This window comes from Micromonospora sp. NPDC050397 (assembly GCF_044901685.1).
Classification (GTDB): Bacteria; Actinomycetota; Actinomycetes; order Mycobacteriales; family Micromonosporaceae; genus Micromonospora_G.
Genome location: NZ_JBJDPS010000003.1, coordinates 396,805 through 412,989 on the forward strand (window position 1 = coordinate 396,805; position 16,185 = coordinate 412,989).

Annotated in this window: 25 protein-coding genes; all 25 read right to left on the reverse strand. The window is 67.1% G+C overall.

Annotated features, from left to right (window positions below):
• Nucleotides 1-233: 233 nt before the first annotated feature.
• On the reverse strand, nucleotides 234-887 hold the full coding sequence (locus ACI2K4_RS12725; RefSeq protein ID WP_404510701.1) for an adenylate kinase: 654 nt from the start codon (nucleotides 885-887) through the stop codon (nucleotides 234-236).
• Entirely contained in the window at nucleotides 888-2,210 is a 1,323-nt protein-coding gene (gene secY / locus ACI2K4_RS12730) for a preprotein translocase subunit SecY (RefSeq protein ID WP_404511791.1), read from the reverse strand.
• Nucleotides 2,211-2,443: 233 nt separating this feature from the next.
• The gene (gene rplO, locus ACI2K4_RS12735; RefSeq protein WP_404510703.1) at nucleotides 2,444-2,887 is read right to left on the reverse strand and encodes a 50S ribosomal protein L15; all 444 of its coding nucleotides are present in this window, start codon (nucleotides 2,885-2,887) and stop codon (nucleotides 2,444-2,446) included.
• Nucleotides 2,887-3,069, reverse strand: coding sequence for a 50S ribosomal protein L30 (rpmD, locus tag ACI2K4_RS12740; RefSeq protein ID WP_121158418.1), 183 nt, complete (start codon nucleotides 3,067-3,069; stop codon nucleotides 2,887-2,889). Before rpmD ends, rplO begins: the two co-directional genes overlap by 1 nt.
• On the reverse strand, nucleotides 3,069-3,683 hold the full coding sequence (gene rpsE / locus ACI2K4_RS12745) for a 30S ribosomal protein S5 (RefSeq protein ID WP_404510706.1): 615 nt from the start codon (nucleotides 3,681-3,683) through the stop codon (nucleotides 3,069-3,071). Before rpsE ends, rpmD begins: the two co-directional genes overlap by 1 nt.
• Before the next feature lie 72 nt (nucleotides 3,684-3,755).
• Nucleotides 3,756-4,133 carry a 50S ribosomal protein L18 gene (rplR, locus tag ACI2K4_RS12750; RefSeq protein WP_404511793.1) on the reverse strand — a complete coding sequence of 126 codons (378 nt, stop codon included), beginning with the start codon at nucleotides 4,131-4,133 and terminating at the stop codon, nucleotides 3,756-3,758.
• An 8-nt stretch (nucleotides 4,134-4,141) separates the two neighbouring features.
• Complete coding sequence (gene rplF, locus ACI2K4_RS12755; RefSeq protein WP_404510708.1) at nucleotides 4,142-4,684, reverse strand: 50S ribosomal protein L6; 543 nt, start codon at nucleotides 4,682-4,684, stop codon at nucleotides 4,142-4,144.
• 16 nt (nucleotides 4,685-4,700) lie between these two features.
• Nucleotides 4,701-5,108: a 30S ribosomal protein S8 gene (rpsH, locus tag ACI2K4_RS12760; RefSeq protein ID WP_404510710.1), complete on the reverse strand. Its 408-nt coding sequence runs from the start codon at nucleotides 5,106-5,108 to the stop codon at nucleotides 4,701-4,703.
• A 104-nt stretch (nucleotides 5,109-5,212) separates the two neighbouring features.
• On the reverse strand, nucleotides 5,213-5,398 hold the full coding sequence (locus ACI2K4_RS12765) for a type Z 30S ribosomal protein S14 (RefSeq protein ID WP_007073023.1): 186 nt from the start codon (nucleotides 5,396-5,398) through the stop codon (nucleotides 5,213-5,215).
• 1 nt (nucleotide 5,399) lies between these two features.
• Nucleotides 5,400-5,984: a 50S ribosomal protein L5 gene (gene rplE, locus ACI2K4_RS12770; RefSeq protein ID WP_404510713.1), complete on the reverse strand. Its 585-nt coding sequence runs from the start codon at nucleotides 5,982-5,984 to the stop codon at nucleotides 5,400-5,402.
• Nucleotides 5,984-6,304, reverse strand: a complete 321-nt coding sequence (gene rplX / locus ACI2K4_RS12775) for a 50S ribosomal protein L24 (protein ID WP_404510714.1) — start codon at nucleotides 6,302-6,304, stop codon at nucleotides 5,984-5,986. Before rplX ends, rplE begins: the two co-directional genes overlap by 1 nt.
• The gene (gene rplN / locus ACI2K4_RS12780; RefSeq protein ID WP_007465279.1) at nucleotides 6,301-6,669 is read right to left on the reverse strand and encodes a 50S ribosomal protein L14; all 369 of its coding nucleotides are present in this window, start codon (nucleotides 6,667-6,669) and stop codon (nucleotides 6,301-6,303) included. The genes rplX and rplN overlap by 4 nt, the downstream gene beginning before the upstream one ends.
• Nucleotides 6,670-6,805: 136 nt before the next feature.
• On the reverse strand, nucleotides 6,806-7,096 hold the full coding sequence (rpsQ, locus tag ACI2K4_RS12785) for a 30S ribosomal protein S17 (RefSeq protein ID WP_121158412.1): 291 nt from the start codon (nucleotides 7,094-7,096) through the stop codon (nucleotides 6,806-6,808).
• The gene (rpmC, locus tag ACI2K4_RS12790) at nucleotides 7,093-7,329 is read right to left on the reverse strand and encodes a 50S ribosomal protein L29 (RefSeq protein WP_326561090.1); all 237 of its coding nucleotides are present in this window, start codon (nucleotides 7,327-7,329) and stop codon (nucleotides 7,093-7,095) included. The genes rpsQ and rpmC overlap by 4 nt, the downstream gene beginning before the upstream one ends.
• The gene (rplP, locus tag ACI2K4_RS12795; protein ID WP_121158410.1) at nucleotides 7,329-7,754 is read right to left on the reverse strand and encodes a 50S ribosomal protein L16; all 426 of its coding nucleotides are present in this window, start codon (nucleotides 7,752-7,754) and stop codon (nucleotides 7,329-7,331) included. The genes rpmC and rplP overlap by 1 nt, the downstream gene beginning before the upstream one ends.
• A gap of 3 nt (nucleotides 7,755-7,757) precedes the next feature.
• Nucleotides 7,758-8,636: a 30S ribosomal protein S3 gene (gene rpsC, locus ACI2K4_RS12800; protein ID WP_404510718.1), complete on the reverse strand. Its 879-nt coding sequence runs from the start codon at nucleotides 8,634-8,636 to the stop codon at nucleotides 7,758-7,760.
• Nucleotides 8,636-9,106: a 50S ribosomal protein L22 gene (gene rplV / locus ACI2K4_RS12805; protein ID WP_404510720.1), complete on the reverse strand. Its 471-nt coding sequence runs from the start codon at nucleotides 9,104-9,106 to the stop codon at nucleotides 8,636-8,638. Before rplV ends, rpsC begins: the two co-directional genes overlap by 1 nt.
• Before the next feature lie 36 nt (nucleotides 9,107-9,142).
• Nucleotides 9,143-9,424 carry a 30S ribosomal protein S19 gene (gene rpsS / locus ACI2K4_RS12810; RefSeq protein WP_121158407.1) on the reverse strand — a complete coding sequence of 94 codons (282 nt, stop codon included), beginning with the start codon at nucleotides 9,422-9,424 and terminating at the stop codon, nucleotides 9,143-9,145.
• A gap of 15 nt (nucleotides 9,425-9,439) precedes the next feature.
• Entirely contained in the window at nucleotides 9,440-10,279 is an 840-nt protein-coding gene (rplB, locus tag ACI2K4_RS12815; RefSeq protein WP_363598843.1) for a 50S ribosomal protein L2, read from the reverse strand.
• A 12-nt stretch (nucleotides 10,280-10,291) separates the two neighbouring features.
• Complete coding sequence (gene rplW / locus ACI2K4_RS12820) at nucleotides 10,292-10,594, reverse strand: 50S ribosomal protein L23 (protein ID WP_121158405.1); 303 nt, start codon at nucleotides 10,592-10,594, stop codon at nucleotides 10,292-10,294.
• Complete coding sequence (gene rplD / locus ACI2K4_RS12825; RefSeq protein ID WP_404510724.1) at nucleotides 10,591-11,259, reverse strand: 50S ribosomal protein L4; 669 nt, start codon at nucleotides 11,257-11,259, stop codon at nucleotides 10,591-10,593. The genes rplW and rplD overlap by 4 nt, the downstream gene beginning before the upstream one ends.
• The gene (rplC, locus tag ACI2K4_RS12830) at nucleotides 11,256-11,921 is read right to left on the reverse strand and encodes a 50S ribosomal protein L3 (RefSeq protein ID WP_404510726.1); all 666 of its coding nucleotides are present in this window, start codon (nucleotides 11,919-11,921) and stop codon (nucleotides 11,256-11,258) included. The genes rplD and rplC overlap by 4 nt, the downstream gene beginning before the upstream one ends.
• Before the next feature lie 11 nt (nucleotides 11,922-11,932).
• Nucleotides 11,933-12,241, reverse strand: coding sequence for a 30S ribosomal protein S10 (gene rpsJ, locus ACI2K4_RS12835; RefSeq protein WP_007073037.1), 309 nt, complete (start codon nucleotides 12,239-12,241; stop codon nucleotides 11,933-11,935).
• A gap of 350 nt (nucleotides 12,242-12,591) precedes the next feature.
• Nucleotides 12,592-13,785, reverse strand: coding sequence for an elongation factor Tu (gene tuf, locus ACI2K4_RS12840; protein WP_404510728.1), 1,194 nt, complete (start codon nucleotides 13,783-13,785; stop codon nucleotides 12,592-12,594).
• A 233-nt stretch (nucleotides 13,786-14,018) separates the two neighbouring features.
• Nucleotides 14,019-16,115, reverse strand: a complete 2,097-nt coding sequence (gene fusA / locus ACI2K4_RS12845; RefSeq protein ID WP_404510730.1) for an elongation factor G — start codon at nucleotides 16,113-16,115, stop codon at nucleotides 14,019-14,021.
• Between the last annotated feature and the right edge of the window lie 70 nt (nucleotides 16,116-16,185).

The window sequence follows — 16,185 nt, forward strand, 5'->3', positions numbered from 1 at the left end:
CCGATGTCAGCGCCTCGCGGCCGACTCCCCGGGTTGGCTCCTCTCCGGCCGTCCCGCCGACGCCTTCGCCCCGTCACGGCCCGGGGGTTGGGCCCCGCCGTGCCCCGCGACGGGATCAAGCCTGACCGCCCAGAGCGGGGTACGGCGGGGCCCAACCCCACCCGACGAGAGGCCAGACCACCACGCACGAGCCGAGACGAACCCGCCGCACCCGAGACGCCAAAAATCAGGACCTAACCACCGTACGACCGCAGCGCGTCGATAGCCCGGACCGTGACGTCCTCCACCGGCCCGGTCGCGTCGATCCCGACCAGCTTGCCCTGGGCTCCGTAGTAGTCGACCAGCGGAGCGGTCTTCTCCGCGTACTCGCGCAGCCGCTCGGCGATGGTCTCCGCCTTGTCGTCGTCCCGCTGGAACAACTCGGACCCACACCGGTCGCAGATGCCCTCGTTGGTCGGCGCGTCGAACTCGATGTGCCAGATCTTGCCGCAGCCGCGACAGGTCCGCCGACCGGAGAGCCGGCGGATCACCTCGTCGTCGTCCACGACCAGTTCCATCACGAGGTCGAGTGCCGTGCCGAGGTCCGCCAGGAGCTTGTCCAGCGCGGCGGCCTGTGGCGTCGTACGCGGGAAGCCGTCGAGCAGGAACCCCTCGGCGGCGTCCGGCTCGGCCAGCCTGCCCCGGACCATGTTGATGGTGACCTCGTCCGGGACCAGCTTGCCGGCGTCCATGTACCGCTTGGCCTCGACCCCCAGGGGCGTGCCCTGGGTGACGTTGGCGCGGAAGATGTCCCCGGTCGAGATCTTGGGCACGGCCAGCTGGGCGGCGATGAACTCGGCCTGGGTCCCCTTGCCCGCCCCAGGGGGACCAACCAGAACGAGTCGCATCTAGCGCAGGAACCCTTCGTAGTTCCGCTGCATCAGTTGGCTCTCGATCTGCTTCACCGTCTCCAGACCCACGCCAACCATGATCAGCACAGCCGTACCACCGAACGGGAAGTTCTGGTACTGCTGGTTGTCCAGCCAGATGAAGAAGAAGTTCGGCAGGATCGAGATCAGGCCCAGGTAGAGCGCGCCCGGCAGGGTGATCCGGCTGAGGATGAAGTCGAGATAGTCAGCGGTCGGCTTGCCCGGGCGGATACCCGGCACGAAACCGCCGTACTTCTTCATGTTGTCCGCGACCTCGGTCGGGTTGAACGTGATCGAGACGTAGAAGTACGTGAAGAAGATGATCAGCAGGAAGTACGCGATGATGTGCGTCGGGCTGCTGGGGCTCACCAGGTTGTTCTGGATCCAGGCCTGTACGTCACCCGGGTTGTTCTGGTCGAAGAACTGGAGCGCCAGCTGCGGCAGGTAAAGCAGCGACGAACCGAAGATGACCGGGATGACACCCGCCTGGTTGACCTTGAGCGGGATGTAGGTGGAGGTGCCTCCGTACATCCGCCGGCCGATCATGCGCTTGGCGTACTGCACCGGAATCCGGCGCTGCGCCTGCTCGATGAAGACCACCAGGGTGATGACGACCAGGACCAGGAGGATGACCAGGAGGAACATGTCCCAGCCCTTGGAGGTCTTGATCGACCAACCCTCGCCGGGGAGCCGCGCGGCGATCGAGGTGAAGATCAGGACCGACATGCCGTTGCCGACGCCCCGGTCGGTGATCAGCTCGCCGAGCCACATCACGACGCCGGTGCCCGCGGTCATCGTCATGACCAGGACCACCAGGGTGAGCCACATCGGCAGCCCGGTGTTCTCCGGCACGATCGGGAACTGGTCGCACTGGTTGTTGAAGAGCTGCCCGGAGCGGGCCAGCGCGACGAAGGCGGACGCCTGAAGCACACCGAGCCCGAGAGTCAGGTACCGGGTGTACTGGGTGATCTTCGCCTGGCCGGACTGACCCTCCTTGCGAAGCTGCTCCAACCGCGGAATCACCACGGTGAGCAGCTGCAAGATGATCGACGCTGTGATGTAGGGCATAATGCCCAGCGCGAAGACGGAAAGCGACAGCAGCGCGCCGCCGGAGAAGAGGTTCAGCAGCGACAGCACACCGTCGGTCTGGATCGTGTCCAGGCACTTCTGCACGTTCCCGAAGGAAACGCCAGGGCTGGGCAGCGTCGCACCGAGTCGGTAGACGCCGATGATAGCTACTGTAAACAGCAGCTTCTTGCGCAGGTCAGGCGTACGAAACGCACTGAAAAAGGCGGAGAGCAACTTCATCCTCCTGCGCGAGGCGGGCCGCCGGTGGTCCGGCGCGGCTTAGGGTGGTCGTCGAGCGGTAGCCCGATACCAGTGCTGGGATCGGACTCTAACAGCCCGGCGGCGATCCGGGCAGGTGTGCCCACGAACATACACCGGGTCCGATATTAGCGAGGCGCGTCGCCCCGCAGTAGACCCTGGCGCCCGTCAGTTGCGGGCAACTGACGGGCGCCATGGCCGCGTACGTCCTACAGCTCGGTGGTCGAGCCGCCAGCAGCAGCGATTTTCTCCTTGGCCGACGCGCTGAACGCGTGCGCCGACAGCTGGAGCGTCACACCGCCGAGATCCCCGGTGCCGAGCACCTTGACGGGCTGACCCTTGCGGACCGCACCCGCCTCGACCAGCTCGGCCGGGCCGACCTGGCCGCCGTTGGGGAACAGCTCCGCGAGCCGGTCCAGGTTGACCACCTGGAACACGACCTTGAAGCGGTTCTTGAACCCCTTCAGCTTCGGCAGGCGCATGTGGATGGGCATCTGCCCACCCTCGAACGCCGCCGAGATGTTCTTGCGGGCCTTGGAGCCCTTGGTACCGCGACCGGCGGTCTTGCCCTTGGAACCCTCACCACGACCCACGCGGGTCTTGGCGGTCTTGGAACCGGGCGCCGGGCGCAGGTGATGGACCTTGATCGTCATTACTCGACCTCCTCGACCTTCACGAGGTGGCTCACGGTGAAGATCATGCCCCGAATCTCGGGACGGTCCTCCTTGACCACCACGTCATTGATCCGCTTGAGACCGAGCGACCGCAGGGACTCCCGCTGGTTGTGCTTGGTTCCGATGTCGGACCGGAGCTGGGTGACCTTGAGCCGTGCCATCAGCGAGCCACCCCCGCCCGCGCCGCCAGCATGGCGGCCGGCGCGACGTCCTCCACCGGCAGGCCACGACGCTTCGCGACCGCCTCCGGCGACTCCAGCCCCTTCAGGGCCGCGACGGTGGCGTGCACGATGTTGATCGGGTTGGACGACCCGAGGCTCTTGGAGAGCACGTCGTGGATACCGGCGCACTCCAGTACGGCGCGCACCGGTCCACCGGCGATCACACCCGTACCGGCGCTGGCCGGCTTGAGCAGGACGACGCCAGCGGCGTCCTCACCCTGCACCGGGTGCGGGATCGACGAGGCGATCCGGGGCACCTTGAAGAAGTGCTTCTTGGCCTCCTCGACACCCTTGGCGATCGCCGCGGGCACCTCCTTGGCCTTTCCGTAGCCCACACCGACGGTGCCGTCGCCGTCGCCAACGATCACCAGGGCGGTGAAGCTGAAGCGACGACCACCCTTCACGACCTTGGCGACACGGTTGATCGCGACGACCCGCTCGAGGTGCGGCGTCTTCTCGACGGGCGCGTTTCCGCGGCCGCCCTCACGGCGGTTGTCGCGGCGACCACCCTCGTTGCCACCGGACCCGCCGCCACGGCGCTGTTGACCTGGCATCAGCAGCCTTCCTTATCTCTCGTGACGGGGTTACTAACTTGCGATCCTCGTCCGACGCGCATCAGACGCCCGTCAGAACTCGAGCCCGGCTTCGCGGGCGGCGTCGGCGAGCGCGGCGATCCGCCCCGCGTACCGGTTGCCACCGCGATCGAAGACGACCTTGGAGATGCCGGCGGCCTTCGCCCGCTCGGCCAGCAGTGCGCCGACCTTGCCGGCCAGGGCGCTCTTGTCGCCCTCGCCGCCGCGGAGCGACGTGTCCAGGCTGGAAGCCGACGCCAGGGTGTGCCCCTTGGTGTCGTCGACCACCTGGGCCGTGATGTGCCGGAGCGAACGGGTGACGACCAGCCGGGGACGGTCGGCGGTGCCGCTGACGTTCTTGCGGACCCGGAAGTGTCGCCGTGCCCGCCCGACGGCGCGCTTGGCGGCGACGCCGCGACGGCGCTTGAGCAGCGTGGCGCTCACTTCTTACCTGCCTTTCCAGCCTTACGGCGGATGACCTCGCCCTGGTACTTCACGCCCTTGCCCTTGTAGGGCTCCGGCGGCCGGATCTTCCGGATCTTGGCGGAGACCTCACCCACCAACTGCTTGTCGATACCGGCCACGTGGAACAACGTGGGCCGCTCGACCGTGAAGGTGATGCCCGCCGGAGCCGGGACCAGCACCGGGTGGGAGAACCCGAGTGCGAACTCCAGGTCGCTGCCCTTGGCGGTGACCCGGTAACCCGTGCCGGCGATCTCCAGCGTCTTACGGTAGCCCTCGGTAACCCCGACGATCATGTTGGCCACCAGGGTACGGCTCAGGCCGTGCAGCTCCTTGGCGCGACGCTCGTCGTTGGGACGGGTCACCTCAAGCTGGCCGTCCTCGGTCCGCACCGCCTTGATCGGCTCGGCGAGGGTGTGCGAGAGCTCGCCCTTGGGGCCCTTGACCTTGACGGTCGGCCCCGTGATCGTGACGTCGACACCGGCGGGCACCGAGATCAACTTACGTCCAATACGCGACATTTCTACCTGTCTCCCGTTACCAGACGAAGGCGAGGACTTCCCCGCCAACGCTCCGCTTGCGGGCCTGCCGGTCGGTGAGCAGCCCCTGGGACGTCGAAATGATCGCCACGCCCAGCCCACCGAGCACCCGGGGAAGCTCGTCCGACTTGGCGTACACCCGGAGACCGGGCTTGGAGACGCGCTTGATGCCCGCCAGGCTCCGCTCGCGGCTCTGGCCGTACTTCAGCTCGACGACCAGCCGCTTGCCGACGACGCCCTCTTCGGGCTCCTCGACCGACCAGGTGGCGATGTAACCCTCGGACTTGAGGACCTCGGCGATGTTCGCCTTGATCTTCGAGTAGGGCATCGTCACCCGGTCGTGGTACGCCTGGTTGGCGTTACGCAGACGCGTGAGCATGTCTGCGATCGGGTCAGTCATAGTCATTGGGTTTCGTCAGCCTTTCTCACCGCGGTTCCCGGGGCACACGGCCCGGGGCCTACGGCGTTGCGATTCTCGCCCCGACCAGCGGTCAGGACGCTGCTGGGCCTTTACCAGGATGCCTTGGACACGCCGGGCAGCTCACCGCGGTGGGCCATCTCCCGGATGCACACGCGGCAGAGCCCGAACTTGCGGTAGACCGCCTTCGGACGACCGCACCGCTGGCAGCGGGTGTAGGCGCGAACCGAGAACTTCGGCTTCGCGGCCGCTTTGAGGATCAGCGCCTTCTTCGCCATCTCAGTTCTCCTTGCTCGGGTCTTCACGGAACGGGAAGCCCAGGTGCTTCAGCAGCGCCCGGCCCTCGTCGTCCTTCGTGGCCGTGGTGACCACCGTGATGTCCATGCCCCGCTGCCGATCGATCTTGTCCTGGTCGATCTCGTGGAACACCGACTGCTCGGTCAGACCGAAGGTGTAGTTGCCGTGGCCGTCGAGCTTGCGCCCGTCCAGGCCCCGGAAGTCGCGGATACGCGGCAGCGCGATGGAGAGCAGCCGGTCCAGGAACTCCCACATCCGGTCACCCCGGAGGGTCACCTTCGCGCCGATCGGCATCCCCTCGCGGAGCTTGAACTGCGCGATCGACTTGGTCGCCCGACGTACCTGCGGCTTCTGGCCGGTGATGGTGGCCAGGTCGCGGACCGCGCCGTCGATCAGCTTGGCGTCGCGAGCAGCCTCGCCGACACCCATGTTGACGACGATCTTGACCAGACCCGGCACCTGCATTGGGTTCTGGTAGTCGAACTGCTCACGCAGCGCGGCCACGATCTCGTTGCGGTACCGCTCCTTGAGGCGCGGCATGGTCTTGGTTTCGGTAGCCGTGCTCATCACAGGTCCTTACCGGTGCTACGCGCGATGCGGACCTTCTGGCCACTGTCGTCGAACCGGTAACCGACCCGGGTCGGGTTGCCGTCGGAGTCCAGGATCTGCACGTTCGACACGTGGATCGGGGCCTCCTGGGTGACGATGCCACCGGTCTTGGCGCCACGCTGAGTGGTGCTGATGCGGGTGTGCTTCTTGACCCGGTTCACGCCCTCGACCAGGACCTTGTCCTGCCGCGGGTAGGCCGCGATGACCTTGCCCTTGGCACCCTTGTCCTTGCCGGCGATGACGACGACCGTGTCACCCTTCTTGATTTTCACGGTCACAACACCTCCGGAGCGAGGGAAATGATCTTCATGAACCGCTTGTCCCGCAGCTCCCGGCCCACCGGGCCGAAGATACGGGTACCACGCGGGTCACCACCGTCCTTGATGATGACGGCGGCGTTCTCGTCGAAGCGGATGTACGAGCCGTCCGGGCGCCGCCTCTCCTTCGCGGTGCGGACGACGACGGCCTTGACCACGTCGCCCTTCTTCACACCGGCACCGGGGATGGCGTCCTTGACCGTGGCCACGATGACGTCGCCGATACTCGCGTAGCGCCGACCGGAGCCACCGAGAACCCGGATGCACAGGATCTCCCGAGCACCCGTGTTGTCGGCGACACGCAGTCGCGACTCCTGCTGAATCACGTCTATCTCCTATGTCTGCCGGTTCTCAGACGGCTGTATGTCTCCGGCCTGTACCTACCGGCCGAAAACTCATGCCGTCTGAGCCTGGCGGAACCCTGAGCTTGCTGTCCGGTCCGCTGCCGCGGCCCGGCCGGCTCTACTTGGCCTTTTCGAGGATCTCCACGACCCGCCACCGCTTGGTGGCGGAGAGCGGACGGGTCTCCATCAGCAGGACGCGGTCGCCGATGCCACACGCGTTCTGCTCGTCGTGGACCTTCAGCTTGCGCGTACGGCGCAGAACCTTGCCGTACAGCGCGTGCTTGACCCGGTCCTCAACCTCGACCACGACGGTCTTGTCCATCTTGTCGCTGACCACGAGGCCCTCGCGCACCTTGCGCTGGGCCCGTGGGGCGGTGGTGGTCCCCTCCGGGGCGGTCGACTCGCTCATGATGCAGTCACCTCAGTCGGCGCGGCGGAGAGACCCAGCTCGCGCTCACGCATGATCGTGTAGATCCGGGCGATCTCCCGACGGATGACCTGCAGCCGGCGATTGTTGTCCAGCTGGCCGGTCGCGGCCTGCACGCGGAGGTTGAACAGCTCCGCCTTGGCCTCGCGCAGCTTCGCGACCAGCTCCTCCTCGGAGAGCTCACGCAGCTCGCCGGCCTTGACGCCCGCGGCCATCAGCTTTCACCCACTTCGCGTGTCACAATTCGGCACTTCATCGGGAGCTTGTGGATCGCGCGACGCATTGCCTCTCGCGCGGTCTGCTCGTTGGGGAAGGACATCTCGAAGAGCACCCGCCCCGGCTTTACGTTGGCGACCCACCACTCGGGCGAACCCTTACCGGAACCCATCCGGGTTTCAGCGGGCTTCTTGGTCAGGGCCTGGTCCGGGAAGACCGTGATCCAGACCTTGCCACCACGCTTGATGTGCCGGGTCATCGCGATACGTGCCGACTCGATCTGCCGGTTGGTCACGTACGCGGGCTCCAGCGCCTGGATTCCGAACTCGCCGAACACCACCCGGTTGCCGCCCTTCGACGCGCCGTGGCGGTCGGGGTGGTGCGGCTTGCGGAAGCCCTTCGGGGGCTTGCGCGGCATCAGCATCTGTCAGCCCTCCTGCGCTGAGCTGTCCGATCCGGCCGGAGCCGGAGTGGCCGGGGCGGCGCTGGCCGCCGCGGCCTGGTCGTTCGTGGCCTCGGCCGAGCCGCCGGCGAACTCCGCCGCCGCAGCACGACCGGCCTCGGTCCCGCCGGCGGTCGTGCCGGACGAACCGGACCGCCCACGACGCGGCCGCTCGGGCCGGTCGCCACGGTCGCGACGCGGACGGGCGGGGCCGGCCTCGGCCGGAGCTTCCCGACCGGGTACGGCGTCGCCCTTGTAGATCCACACCTTCACGCCGATCCGGCCGAAGGTGGTCCGCGCCTCGAAGAAGCCGTACTCGATGTTGGCCCGCAGCGTGTGCAGCGGCACCCGGCCCTCGCGGTAGAACTCGGTGCGGCTCATCTCCGCGCCGCCGAGACGGCCGGAGACCTGCACCCGGATTCCCCGGACGATCGGGTTCTTCATCGCCGACTGCATCGCCTTGCGCATCGCCCGACGGAAGCTGACCCGGCTGGAGAGCTGCTCGGCCACACCCTGTGCGACAAGCTGCGCGTCCGACTCGGGGTTCTTCACCTCGAGGATGTTGAGCTGCACCTGCTTGCCGGTCAGCTTCTCCAGCTCGCCGCGGATCCGGTCGGCCTCCGCACCCTTACGGCCGATGACGATGCCCGGCCGGGCGGTGTGGATGTCGACCCGGACGCGGTCCCGGGTGCGCTCGATGTCGACCTTGGAGATGCCAGCCCGCTCCAGGCCCTTGGACATCATCCGGCGGATCTTGACATCCTCGCCGATGTAGTCCTTGTAGAGCTTGTCCGCGAACCAGCGGGACTTCCAATCGGTCGAGATGCCAAGCCGGAACCCAATCGGGTGAACCTTCTGACCCATTACTCGGCACCTTCCGTCTTGCTCTGCGTGTCGGCAGCCTCGGCGGCCGGCGTGGCCTTGGCCGGTGCGGCCTTCTTCGCCGCGTTCCGCCGCCCCGGGGTGGCCGGCGCGACCGCCTCGACCACGATGGTGATGTGGCTGGTCCGCTTGCGGATCCGGTACGCCCGGCCCTGCGCCCGCGGCCGGAACCGCTTCATCGTCGGGCCCTCGTCGACGTACGCCTCGCTCACGAGCAGCGCGTCGGGGTCCAGCCGCTCGTTGTTCTCGGCGTTGGCGATCGCACTCGCGAGCACCTTGTAGACCTGCTCGCTCGCAGCCTGCGGCGCGAACTGGAGCACCGTGAGCGCCTCCTTCGCGGGCAGGCCGCGGACGAGGTTGACCACCCGGCGGGCCTTCGTCGCCGAGATGCCCACGTGCCGCGCAACCGCCCGCGCGCCCGGAAGCACCGGAGCGTCGCCCTTAACTGGCATCGCTGAAACCCCTTGATCCTTTATCCGTGGCCCGGCTCAGCGCCGGCGACTCTTCCGGTCGTCCTTCTCGTGACCCTTGAACGTACGGGTCAGCGCAAACTCGCCGAGCTTGTGCCCGACCATCGCCTCGGTGACGAACACCGGAACGTGCTTGCGCCCGTCGTGCACGGCGATCGTGTGCCCGAGCATGTCCGGGATGATCATCGAACGCCGGGACCACGTCTTGATGACGTTCTTCGAGCCCTTCTCGTTCTGCGTCTCCACCTTCTTGAGCAGGTGGTCGTCGACGAACGGGCCCTTCTTCAAGCTGCGAGGCATGTCTACCTAACTCCCTTAGCCGCGCTTGCGGGTCGCGTAGCGGCGGCGGACGATCAGCCGGTCGCTCGGCTGGCCCTTACGACGGGTGCGGCCCTCGGGCTTACCCTGCGGGTTGACCGGGTGGCGGCCACCGGAGGTCTTACCCTCACCACCACCGTGCGGGTGGTCCACCGGGTTCATCGCGACACCACGGACGGTCGGGCGCTTGCCCTTCCACCGCATACGGCCGGCCTTGCCCCAGTTGATGTTTGACTGGTCGGCGTTGCCGATCTCGCCCACCGTCGCGCGGCAGCGCACGTCGACCCGCCGGATCTCACCGGAGGGCATACGCAGCGTGGCGTACGCACCCTCACGACCCAGGAGCTGGATGCCGACGCCGGCCGAACGGGCCAGCTTGGCCCCGCCGCCCGGACGCAGCTCCACACCGTGGATGGTGGTACCCACCGGGATGTTGCGCAGCGGCAGGTTGTTGCCCGGCTTGATGTCGGCGGTCGGGCCCGACTCCACCGGGTCGCCCTGCTTCAGGTCCTTCGGCGCGATGATGTAGCGCTTCTCGCCGTCGGCGTAGTGCAGCAGCGCGATACGCGCGGTGCGGTTGGGGTCGTACTCGATGTGCGCGACCTTGGCCGGCACACCGTCCTTGTCCACCCGCTTGAAGTCGATCAGCCGGTACTGCCGCTTGTGCCCACCGCCGTGGTGCCGGGTGGTGATCCGGCCGTGGGCGTTACGCCCACCCTTCTTCGGCAGCGGAGCCAGCAGCGACTTCTCGGGAGTCGACCTGGTGATCTCGGCGAAGTCGGCGACGCTGGAGCCGCGTCGGCCAGGCGTCGTCGGCTTGTATTTACGGATTGCCATTGTCTACACCCCTCAGCTGACCGGGCCGCCGAAGGCCTCGATGCGGTCGCCGTCAGCCAGCTTCACCATCGCGCGCTTCGTGGCCTTGCGCTGGCCGAACCCGTTGCGGGTCCGCTTGCGCTTGCCCTCGCGGTTGAGCGTGTTGACCGTCAGGACGCGCACGTCGAAGATCTGCTGGATAGCGATCTTGATCGCGGTCTTGTTCGCGTCCGGGTGCACCAGGAAGGTGTACCAGTTACGGTTCAGCTCGCTGTAGCTCTTCTCGGAGACGACCGGCGCGACGATGATGTCCCGCGGGTCGGCGATCGTGCTCACTTCTCGTCGCCCTCACTTCCGGACTCGTCCGCGGCCTGCGCCCCCGGAACGCCCAGGAACTCGTCCAGCGCTTCCCGGGTGAAGATCACGTCGTCGGCCACCAGCACGTCGTACGTGTTGAGCTGGCCCGACTCGAGCAGGTGGACCCGCGGCTCGTTGCGCAGCGAGACCCAGTTCAGCTCGTCGGTGCGGCTCAGCACGACCAGGACCCGCTTGGCCTCGGTCACCTTCGCCAGCGTGGCCAGGGCCGCCTTGGTCGACGGCTTCTCGCCGGTGACGAAGGACTCGACCACGTGCACCTGACCCGCGCGGGCCCGGTCCGACAGGGCGCCACGCAGCGCGGCGGCCTTCATCTTCTTCGGGGTCCGCTGGCTGTAGTCGCGCGGCACCGGGCCGTGGACCACGCCACCGCCGGCGAACTGCGGCGCGCGGATCGAGCCCTGGCGGGCACGACCGGTGCCCTTCTGCTTGTACGGCTTCTTGCCGCCACCGGCGACCTCACCGCGGGTCTTCGCCTTGTGCGTGCCCTGGCGCGCGGCGGCCAGCTGGGCCACCACGACCTGGTGCATCAGCGCGAGGTTCGCCTGCACGTCGAAAACGCTGTCCGGCAGCTCGACCGAGCCGCTCGTCCCGCCCTCGACGGTGCGTACGTCAACGGAGGTCACTTCGCCACACCGCCCTTCTTCACCTGCGTCTTGGCCGCGGAGCGAACCAGCACCAGGGCGCCCTTGGGGCCCGGGATGGCGCCACGGACGAGCAGCAGGTTCTGCTCGGCGTCGACCGCCTGGATCACCAGGTTCTGCACGGTGAACCGGCGCGCACCCATCCGACCGGCCATCCGCACGCCCTTGAAGACGCGACCGGGGGTCGCGCAGGCGCCGATGGAGCCGGGCGAGCGGTGCTTGCGCTCGACACCGTGGCTGGCGCGCAGGCCGTGGAAGCCGTGCCGCTTCATGACGCCGGCGAAGCCCTTGCCCTTGGTCCGGCCGGTCACGTCGATCGTGGCGCCCTGGGCGAACGCGTCGACGGTGACCTCCTGACCGAGCTCGTACTCCGAGGCGTCCACGGTGCGCAGCTCGACGATGTGCCGCCGGGGAGCCACGCCGGACTTCGCGAAGTGCCCGGCCCGCGGCTTCTTGACCTTGCGCGGGTCAACTACGCCGTACGCCAACTGGATCGCGGAGTACCCGTCCTTGTCGGTGGTACGGACCTGGCTCACGACGCACGGGCCGGCCTGCACCACGGTCACCGGGACAACGCGGTTGTTGTCCCAGACCTGGGTCATGCCGAGCTTGGCGCCCAGGATGCCCTTAACTTGCCTGTCCATTAGTCCGGTCCCTACAGCTTGATCTCGATGTCGACGCCAGCCGGCAGGTCGAGGCGCATGAGCGAGTCGACCGTCTTCGGGGTCGGGTCGATGATGTCGATCAGACGCTTGTGCGTGCGCATCTCGAAGTGCTCGCGCGAGTCCTTGTACTTGTGCGGCGAACGGATCACGCAGAAACGGTTGATCTCCGTGGGCAGCGGCACCGGGCCCGCGACCTGCGCCCCGGTGCGCGTCACCGTCTCCACGATCTTCCGCGCCGAGGAGTCGACGACCTCGTGGTCATAGGCCTTGAGCCGGATGCGGATCTTCTGTCCCGCCATGGTGGCTTCTGTTCCTTCTCTCGATGCCGCTGTCTTGCGGGTGCTCACCACCTGGTAGAGCCCCACTTCGCCGACCCCCGCGGTCGGGCGTGTCGCGCTCCGGGTTCAGACTCCGCCCAGGGTTACCCGGGGCAATCTGACCTTCGCGGGTCGGTCGAGGCGCCGGTCATGAAAAACATGACCTGGACGCCGTGCGAGGGTGGTTGACCGCTTGGGGCGGTCAACCACCCTGCGCGCGACTCTTCGTCAACGCACACCCGGGAAACCCGGGCGCACGCCGACAAACGGTCGGTACGCAACCTGACTAGTATGCCGTACTACCGCACGGCAACGCTAATCGGGGTTACCTTTTACTTAACGATCTTCGTGACGAACCCGGCGCCGACCGTCCGGCCACCCTCCCGGATCGCGAACTTGAGGTTGTCCTCCATCGCGATGGGCTGGATGAGCTTGACGGACATCGTCGTGTTGTCGCCCGGCATGACCATCTCGGTGCCCTCGGGCAGCGTGACGACGCCGGTGACGTCCGTGGTGCGGAAGTAGAACTGCGGGCGGTAGTTCTGGAAGAACGGGGTGTGCCGTCCACCCTCCTCCTTGGAGAGGATGTAGACGGTCGCCTCGAACTCGGTGTGCGGGGTGGTGGTCCCCGGCTTCACCACGACCATGCCGCGCTCGACCTCGTCGCGCTTGGTACCACGGAGCAGCAGGCCGACGTTCTCACCTGCGCGAGCGTCGTCCAGGGTCTTCCGGAACATCTCGATCGCGGTGACCTTGGTCTTGAAGCTCTTCTCCTTGATGCCGACGACCTCGACGTCCTCGTTCGGCAGGAGCACACCGCGCTCCACCCGACCGGTGACGACGGTGCCACGACCGGTGATCGTGAACACGTCCTCGACCGGCATCAGGAACGCCTTGTCGGTCTCGCGCTCCGGCTGCGGGATCGAGGTGTCGACGGCGGCCATGAGCTCCATGAGCCGGTCGGTCCACTCCGGGTCGCCCTCGAGCGCCTTCAGCGCCGAGACGCGGACGACCGGCAGGTCGTCGCCCGGGTACTCCTGACCCGACAGCAGCTCACGAACCTCGAGCTCGACGAGCTCCAGGAGCTCCTCGTCATCGACCATGTCGCTCTTGTTGAGCGCCACGACGATGTACGGCACGCCAACCTGGCGGGCCAGCAGCACGTGCTCGCGGGTCTGCGGCATCGGGCCGTCGGTCGCCGCAACCACCAGGATCGCGCCGTCCATCTGCGCGGCACCGGTGATCATGTTCTTGATGTAGTCGGCGTGACCGGGGCAGTCAACGTGCGCGTAGTGACGCGCCTCGGTCTGGTACTCGACGTGCGCGATCGAGATCGTGATACCGCGGGCCTTCTCCTCCGGCGCCTTGTCGATCTCGTCGAACGGCGTGTACGGGTTCAGGTCGGGCATCTTGTCGTGCAGGACCTTGGTGATGGCCGCCGTCAGCGTCGTCTTACCGTGGTCGATGTGACCAATGGTGCCGATGTTGACGTGCGGCTTAGTCCGCTCGAACTTCGCCTTCGCCACTGGTGTCCTCCTGTGGACTTCTTGGTTCGTACGCCCGGCACGCCATTCGGCGTTCAGGACTCTGTCGACAGCCTTACCGACCTGTTTCGGTCGGGAAGAACTTGGGTCTTACGGCGGTGAAACCTTCAGGCCCGGTCTCGTGCAGCCCGGCCCGTGCAAGCCGCGGCGAGATTACCCGCCGATGGCCCTAGCGGTATCACCGGCCCGGTCACGGGCGAGTGAGGCGTTTCCGCTCACTCACCCGTGGCCTTCGCGATGATCTCCTTCGCGACGCTCTGCGGAACCTCGGCGTAGGAGTCGAACTGCATGCTGTAGCTAGCCCGGCCCTGGGTCTTCGACCGCAGGTCGCCGACATAGCCGAACATCTCCGACAGCGGCACCAGAGAGCGGACGACGCGAGCGCCACTCCGCTCCTCCATGGCCTGGATGATGCCGCGGCGGGAGTTGAGGTCGCCGATGACATCACCCATGTTTTCCTCAGGGGTGGTGACCTCGACGGCCATCATCGGCTCGAGCAGCGCCGGGTCGGCCTTGCGGGCCGCTTCCTTGAGCGCCATCGAGCCGGCGATCTTGAACGCCATTTCGGACGAGTCGACCTCGTGGTACTGGCCGTCGACCAGCGTCAGCTTCAGACCCACCAGCGGGTAGCCGGCCAGGGTGCCGTACTGCATGGCGTCCTGGGCCCCGGCGTCCACCGACGGGATGAACTCACGCGGGATGCGACCACCGGTCACCGCGTTGACGAACTCGTACGTCGGCGAGTCGTTGCCCAGCGGCAGCGGCTCGAGACTGACGATGACCCGGGCGTACTGACCCGAACCACCGGTCTGCTTCTTGTGCGTGTACTCGACCTTCTCCACCTTGCGGCGGATGGTCTCGCGGTACGCCACCTGCGGCTTACCGATGTTCGCCTCGACGTTGAACTCGCGGCGCATCCGGTCGACCAGGATGTCCAGGTGGAGCTCGCCCATGCCGGAGATGACCGTCTGGCCGGTCTCCTCGTCGAGCTTGACCCGGAAGGTCGGGTCCTCCTCGGCCAGCCGCTGGATCGCGGTGCCGAGCTTCTCCTGGTCGGACTTGGTCTTCGGCTCGATCGCCACGTTGATGACCGGCTCCGGGAACGTCATCGATTCCAGGATCACCGGGTTCGCCGGGTCGGAGAGCGTGTCACCGGTGGTGGTCTGCTTCAGACCCTGCACCGCGATGATGTCGCCAGCCTGGGCCGAGGGACGCTCTTCCCGCTTGTTGGCGTGCATCTGGTAGATCTTGCCGATCCGCTCCTTGCGGTCCTTGGTGGAGTTGATCACCTGGGAACCGGATTCGAGCGTGCCGGAGTAGACCCGGACGTAGGTCAGCTTGCCGAGGTGCTTGTCGGTCTGGATCTTGAAGGCCAGACCGGCGAACGGCTCGCTGTTCGACGGCTTGCGCAGCAGCACGGTCTCGCCGTCGGTCGCGGTGCCCTCGACGGCCGGGATGTCCAGCGGCGACGGCAGGAAGTCGACCACGGCGTCGAGCATCGGCTGGACGCCCTTGTTCTTGAACGCCGAACCGCAGAGTACCGGGTTCGCCTTGCCGGCGATGGTGGCCCGACGGATCGCGGACTTGATCTCGTCGATCGAGAGTTCCTCGCCCTCGAGGTACTTCTCCATCACCGAGTCGTCGACGTCGGCCAGGGTCTCCAGCAGCTTCTCGCGCCACTCGGCGGCCGAGTCGGCGAGGTCGGCCGGGATCTCCTCGACCGCGTAGTCCTCACCCTTCTGGGTCTCCCCGCGCCAGGTCAGCGCGCGCATCCCGATCAGGTCGACGACACCGATGTGGTCGCCCTCGAGCCCGATCGGGATCTGGAGCACCAGCGGGGTGGCGTTCAGCCGGTCGATCATCATCTGCACGCAGCGGAAGAAGTCGGCGCCGGTCCGGTCGAGCTTGTTGACGAAGCACATCCGGGGGACGTTGTACTTGTCCGCCTGGCGCCAGACGTTCTCGGTCTGCGGCTCCACGCCGGCGACCCCGTCGTACACCGCGACCGCACCGTCCAGGACCCGCAGCGACCGCTCGACCTCGACAGTGAAGTCGACGTGGCCGGGCGTGTCGATGATCTGGATCGTGTGGCCCTTCCACTCACACTTGGTGGCGGCGGAGGTGATGGTGATCCCCCGCTCCTGCTCCTGCTCCATCCAGTCCATGACGGCGGCGCCCTCGTGGACCTCACCGATCTTGTACGTGATGCCGGTGTAGAACAGGATCCGCTCGGTGGTCGTGGTCTTACCAGCATCGATGTGCGCCATGATGCCGATGTTGCGTACCTTGGCGAGCGCGTCTGCGGCGGCCACTTCAATCCCTACTTATCGTCGTCTCGACAACCTGGTCGTGCCGCCGCCGTAGCGGCGGCGGCACGAGGTG

Bases quoted from the DNA above. Each gene is read 5' to 3' on its own strand.
- ACI2K4_RS12725 (WP_404510701.1), bottom strand. From the start codon at position 887: ATGCGACTCGTTCTGGTTGGTCCCCCTGGGGCGGGCAAGGGGACCCAG.
- rplO (WP_404510703.1), bottom strand. From the start codon at position 2,887: ATGACGATCAAGGTCCATCACCTGCGCCCGGCGCCCGGTTCCAAGACC.
- rpmD (WP_121158418.1), bottom strand. From the start codon at position 3,069: ATGGCACGGCTCAAGGTCACCCAGCTCCGGTCCGACATCGGAACCAAG.
- rpsE (WP_404510706.1), bottom strand. From the start codon at position 3,683: ATGCCAGGTCAACAGCGCCGTGGCGGCGGGTCCGGTGGCAACGAGGGT.
- rplF (WP_404510708.1), bottom strand. From the start codon at position 4,684: ATGTCGCGTATTGGACGTAAGTTGATCTCGGTGCCCGCCGGTGTCGAC.
- rpsH (WP_404510710.1), bottom strand. From the start codon at position 5,108: ATGACTATGACTGACCCGATCGCAGACATGCTCACGCGTCTGCGTAAC.
- ACI2K4_RS12765 (WP_007073023.1), bottom strand. From the start codon at position 5,398: ATGGCGAAGAAGGCGCTGATCCTCAAAGCGGCCGCGAAGCCGAAGTTC.
- rplE (WP_404510713.1), bottom strand. From the start codon at position 5,984: ATGAGCACGGCTACCGAAACCAAGACCATGCCGCGCCTCAAGGAGCGG.
- rpsQ (WP_121158412.1), bottom strand. From the start codon at position 7,096: ATGAGCGAGTCGACCGCCCCGGAGGGGACCACCACCGCCCCACGGGCC.
- rpmC (WP_326561090.1), bottom strand. From the start codon at position 7,329: ATGGCCGCGGGCGTCAAGGCCGGCGAGCTGCGTGAGCTCTCCGAGGAG.
- rplP (WP_121158410.1), bottom strand. From the start codon at position 7,754: ATGCTGATGCCGCGCAAGCCCCCGAAGGGCTTCCGCAAGCCGCACCAC.
- rpsC (WP_404510718.1), bottom strand. From the start codon at position 8,636: ATGGGTCAGAAGGTTCACCCGATTGGGTTCCGGCTTGGCATCTCGACC.
- rplV (WP_404510720.1), bottom strand. From the start codon at position 9,106: ATGCCAGTTAAGGGCGACGCTCCGGTGCTTCCGGGCGCGCGGGCGGTT.
- rpsS (WP_121158407.1), bottom strand. From the start codon at position 9,424: ATGCCTCGCAGCTTGAAGAAGGGCCCGTTCGTCGACGACCACCTGCTC.
- rplB (WP_363598843.1), bottom strand. From the start codon at position 10,279: ATGGCAATCCGTAAATACAAGCCGACGACGCCTGGCCGACGCGGCTCC.
- rplC (WP_404510726.1), bottom strand. From the start codon at position 11,921: ATGGACAGGCAAGTTAAGGGCATCCTGGGCGCCAAGCTCGGCATGACC.
- rpsJ (WP_007073037.1), bottom strand. From the start codon at position 12,241: ATGGCGGGACAGAAGATCCGCATCCGGCTCAAGGCCTATGACCACGAG.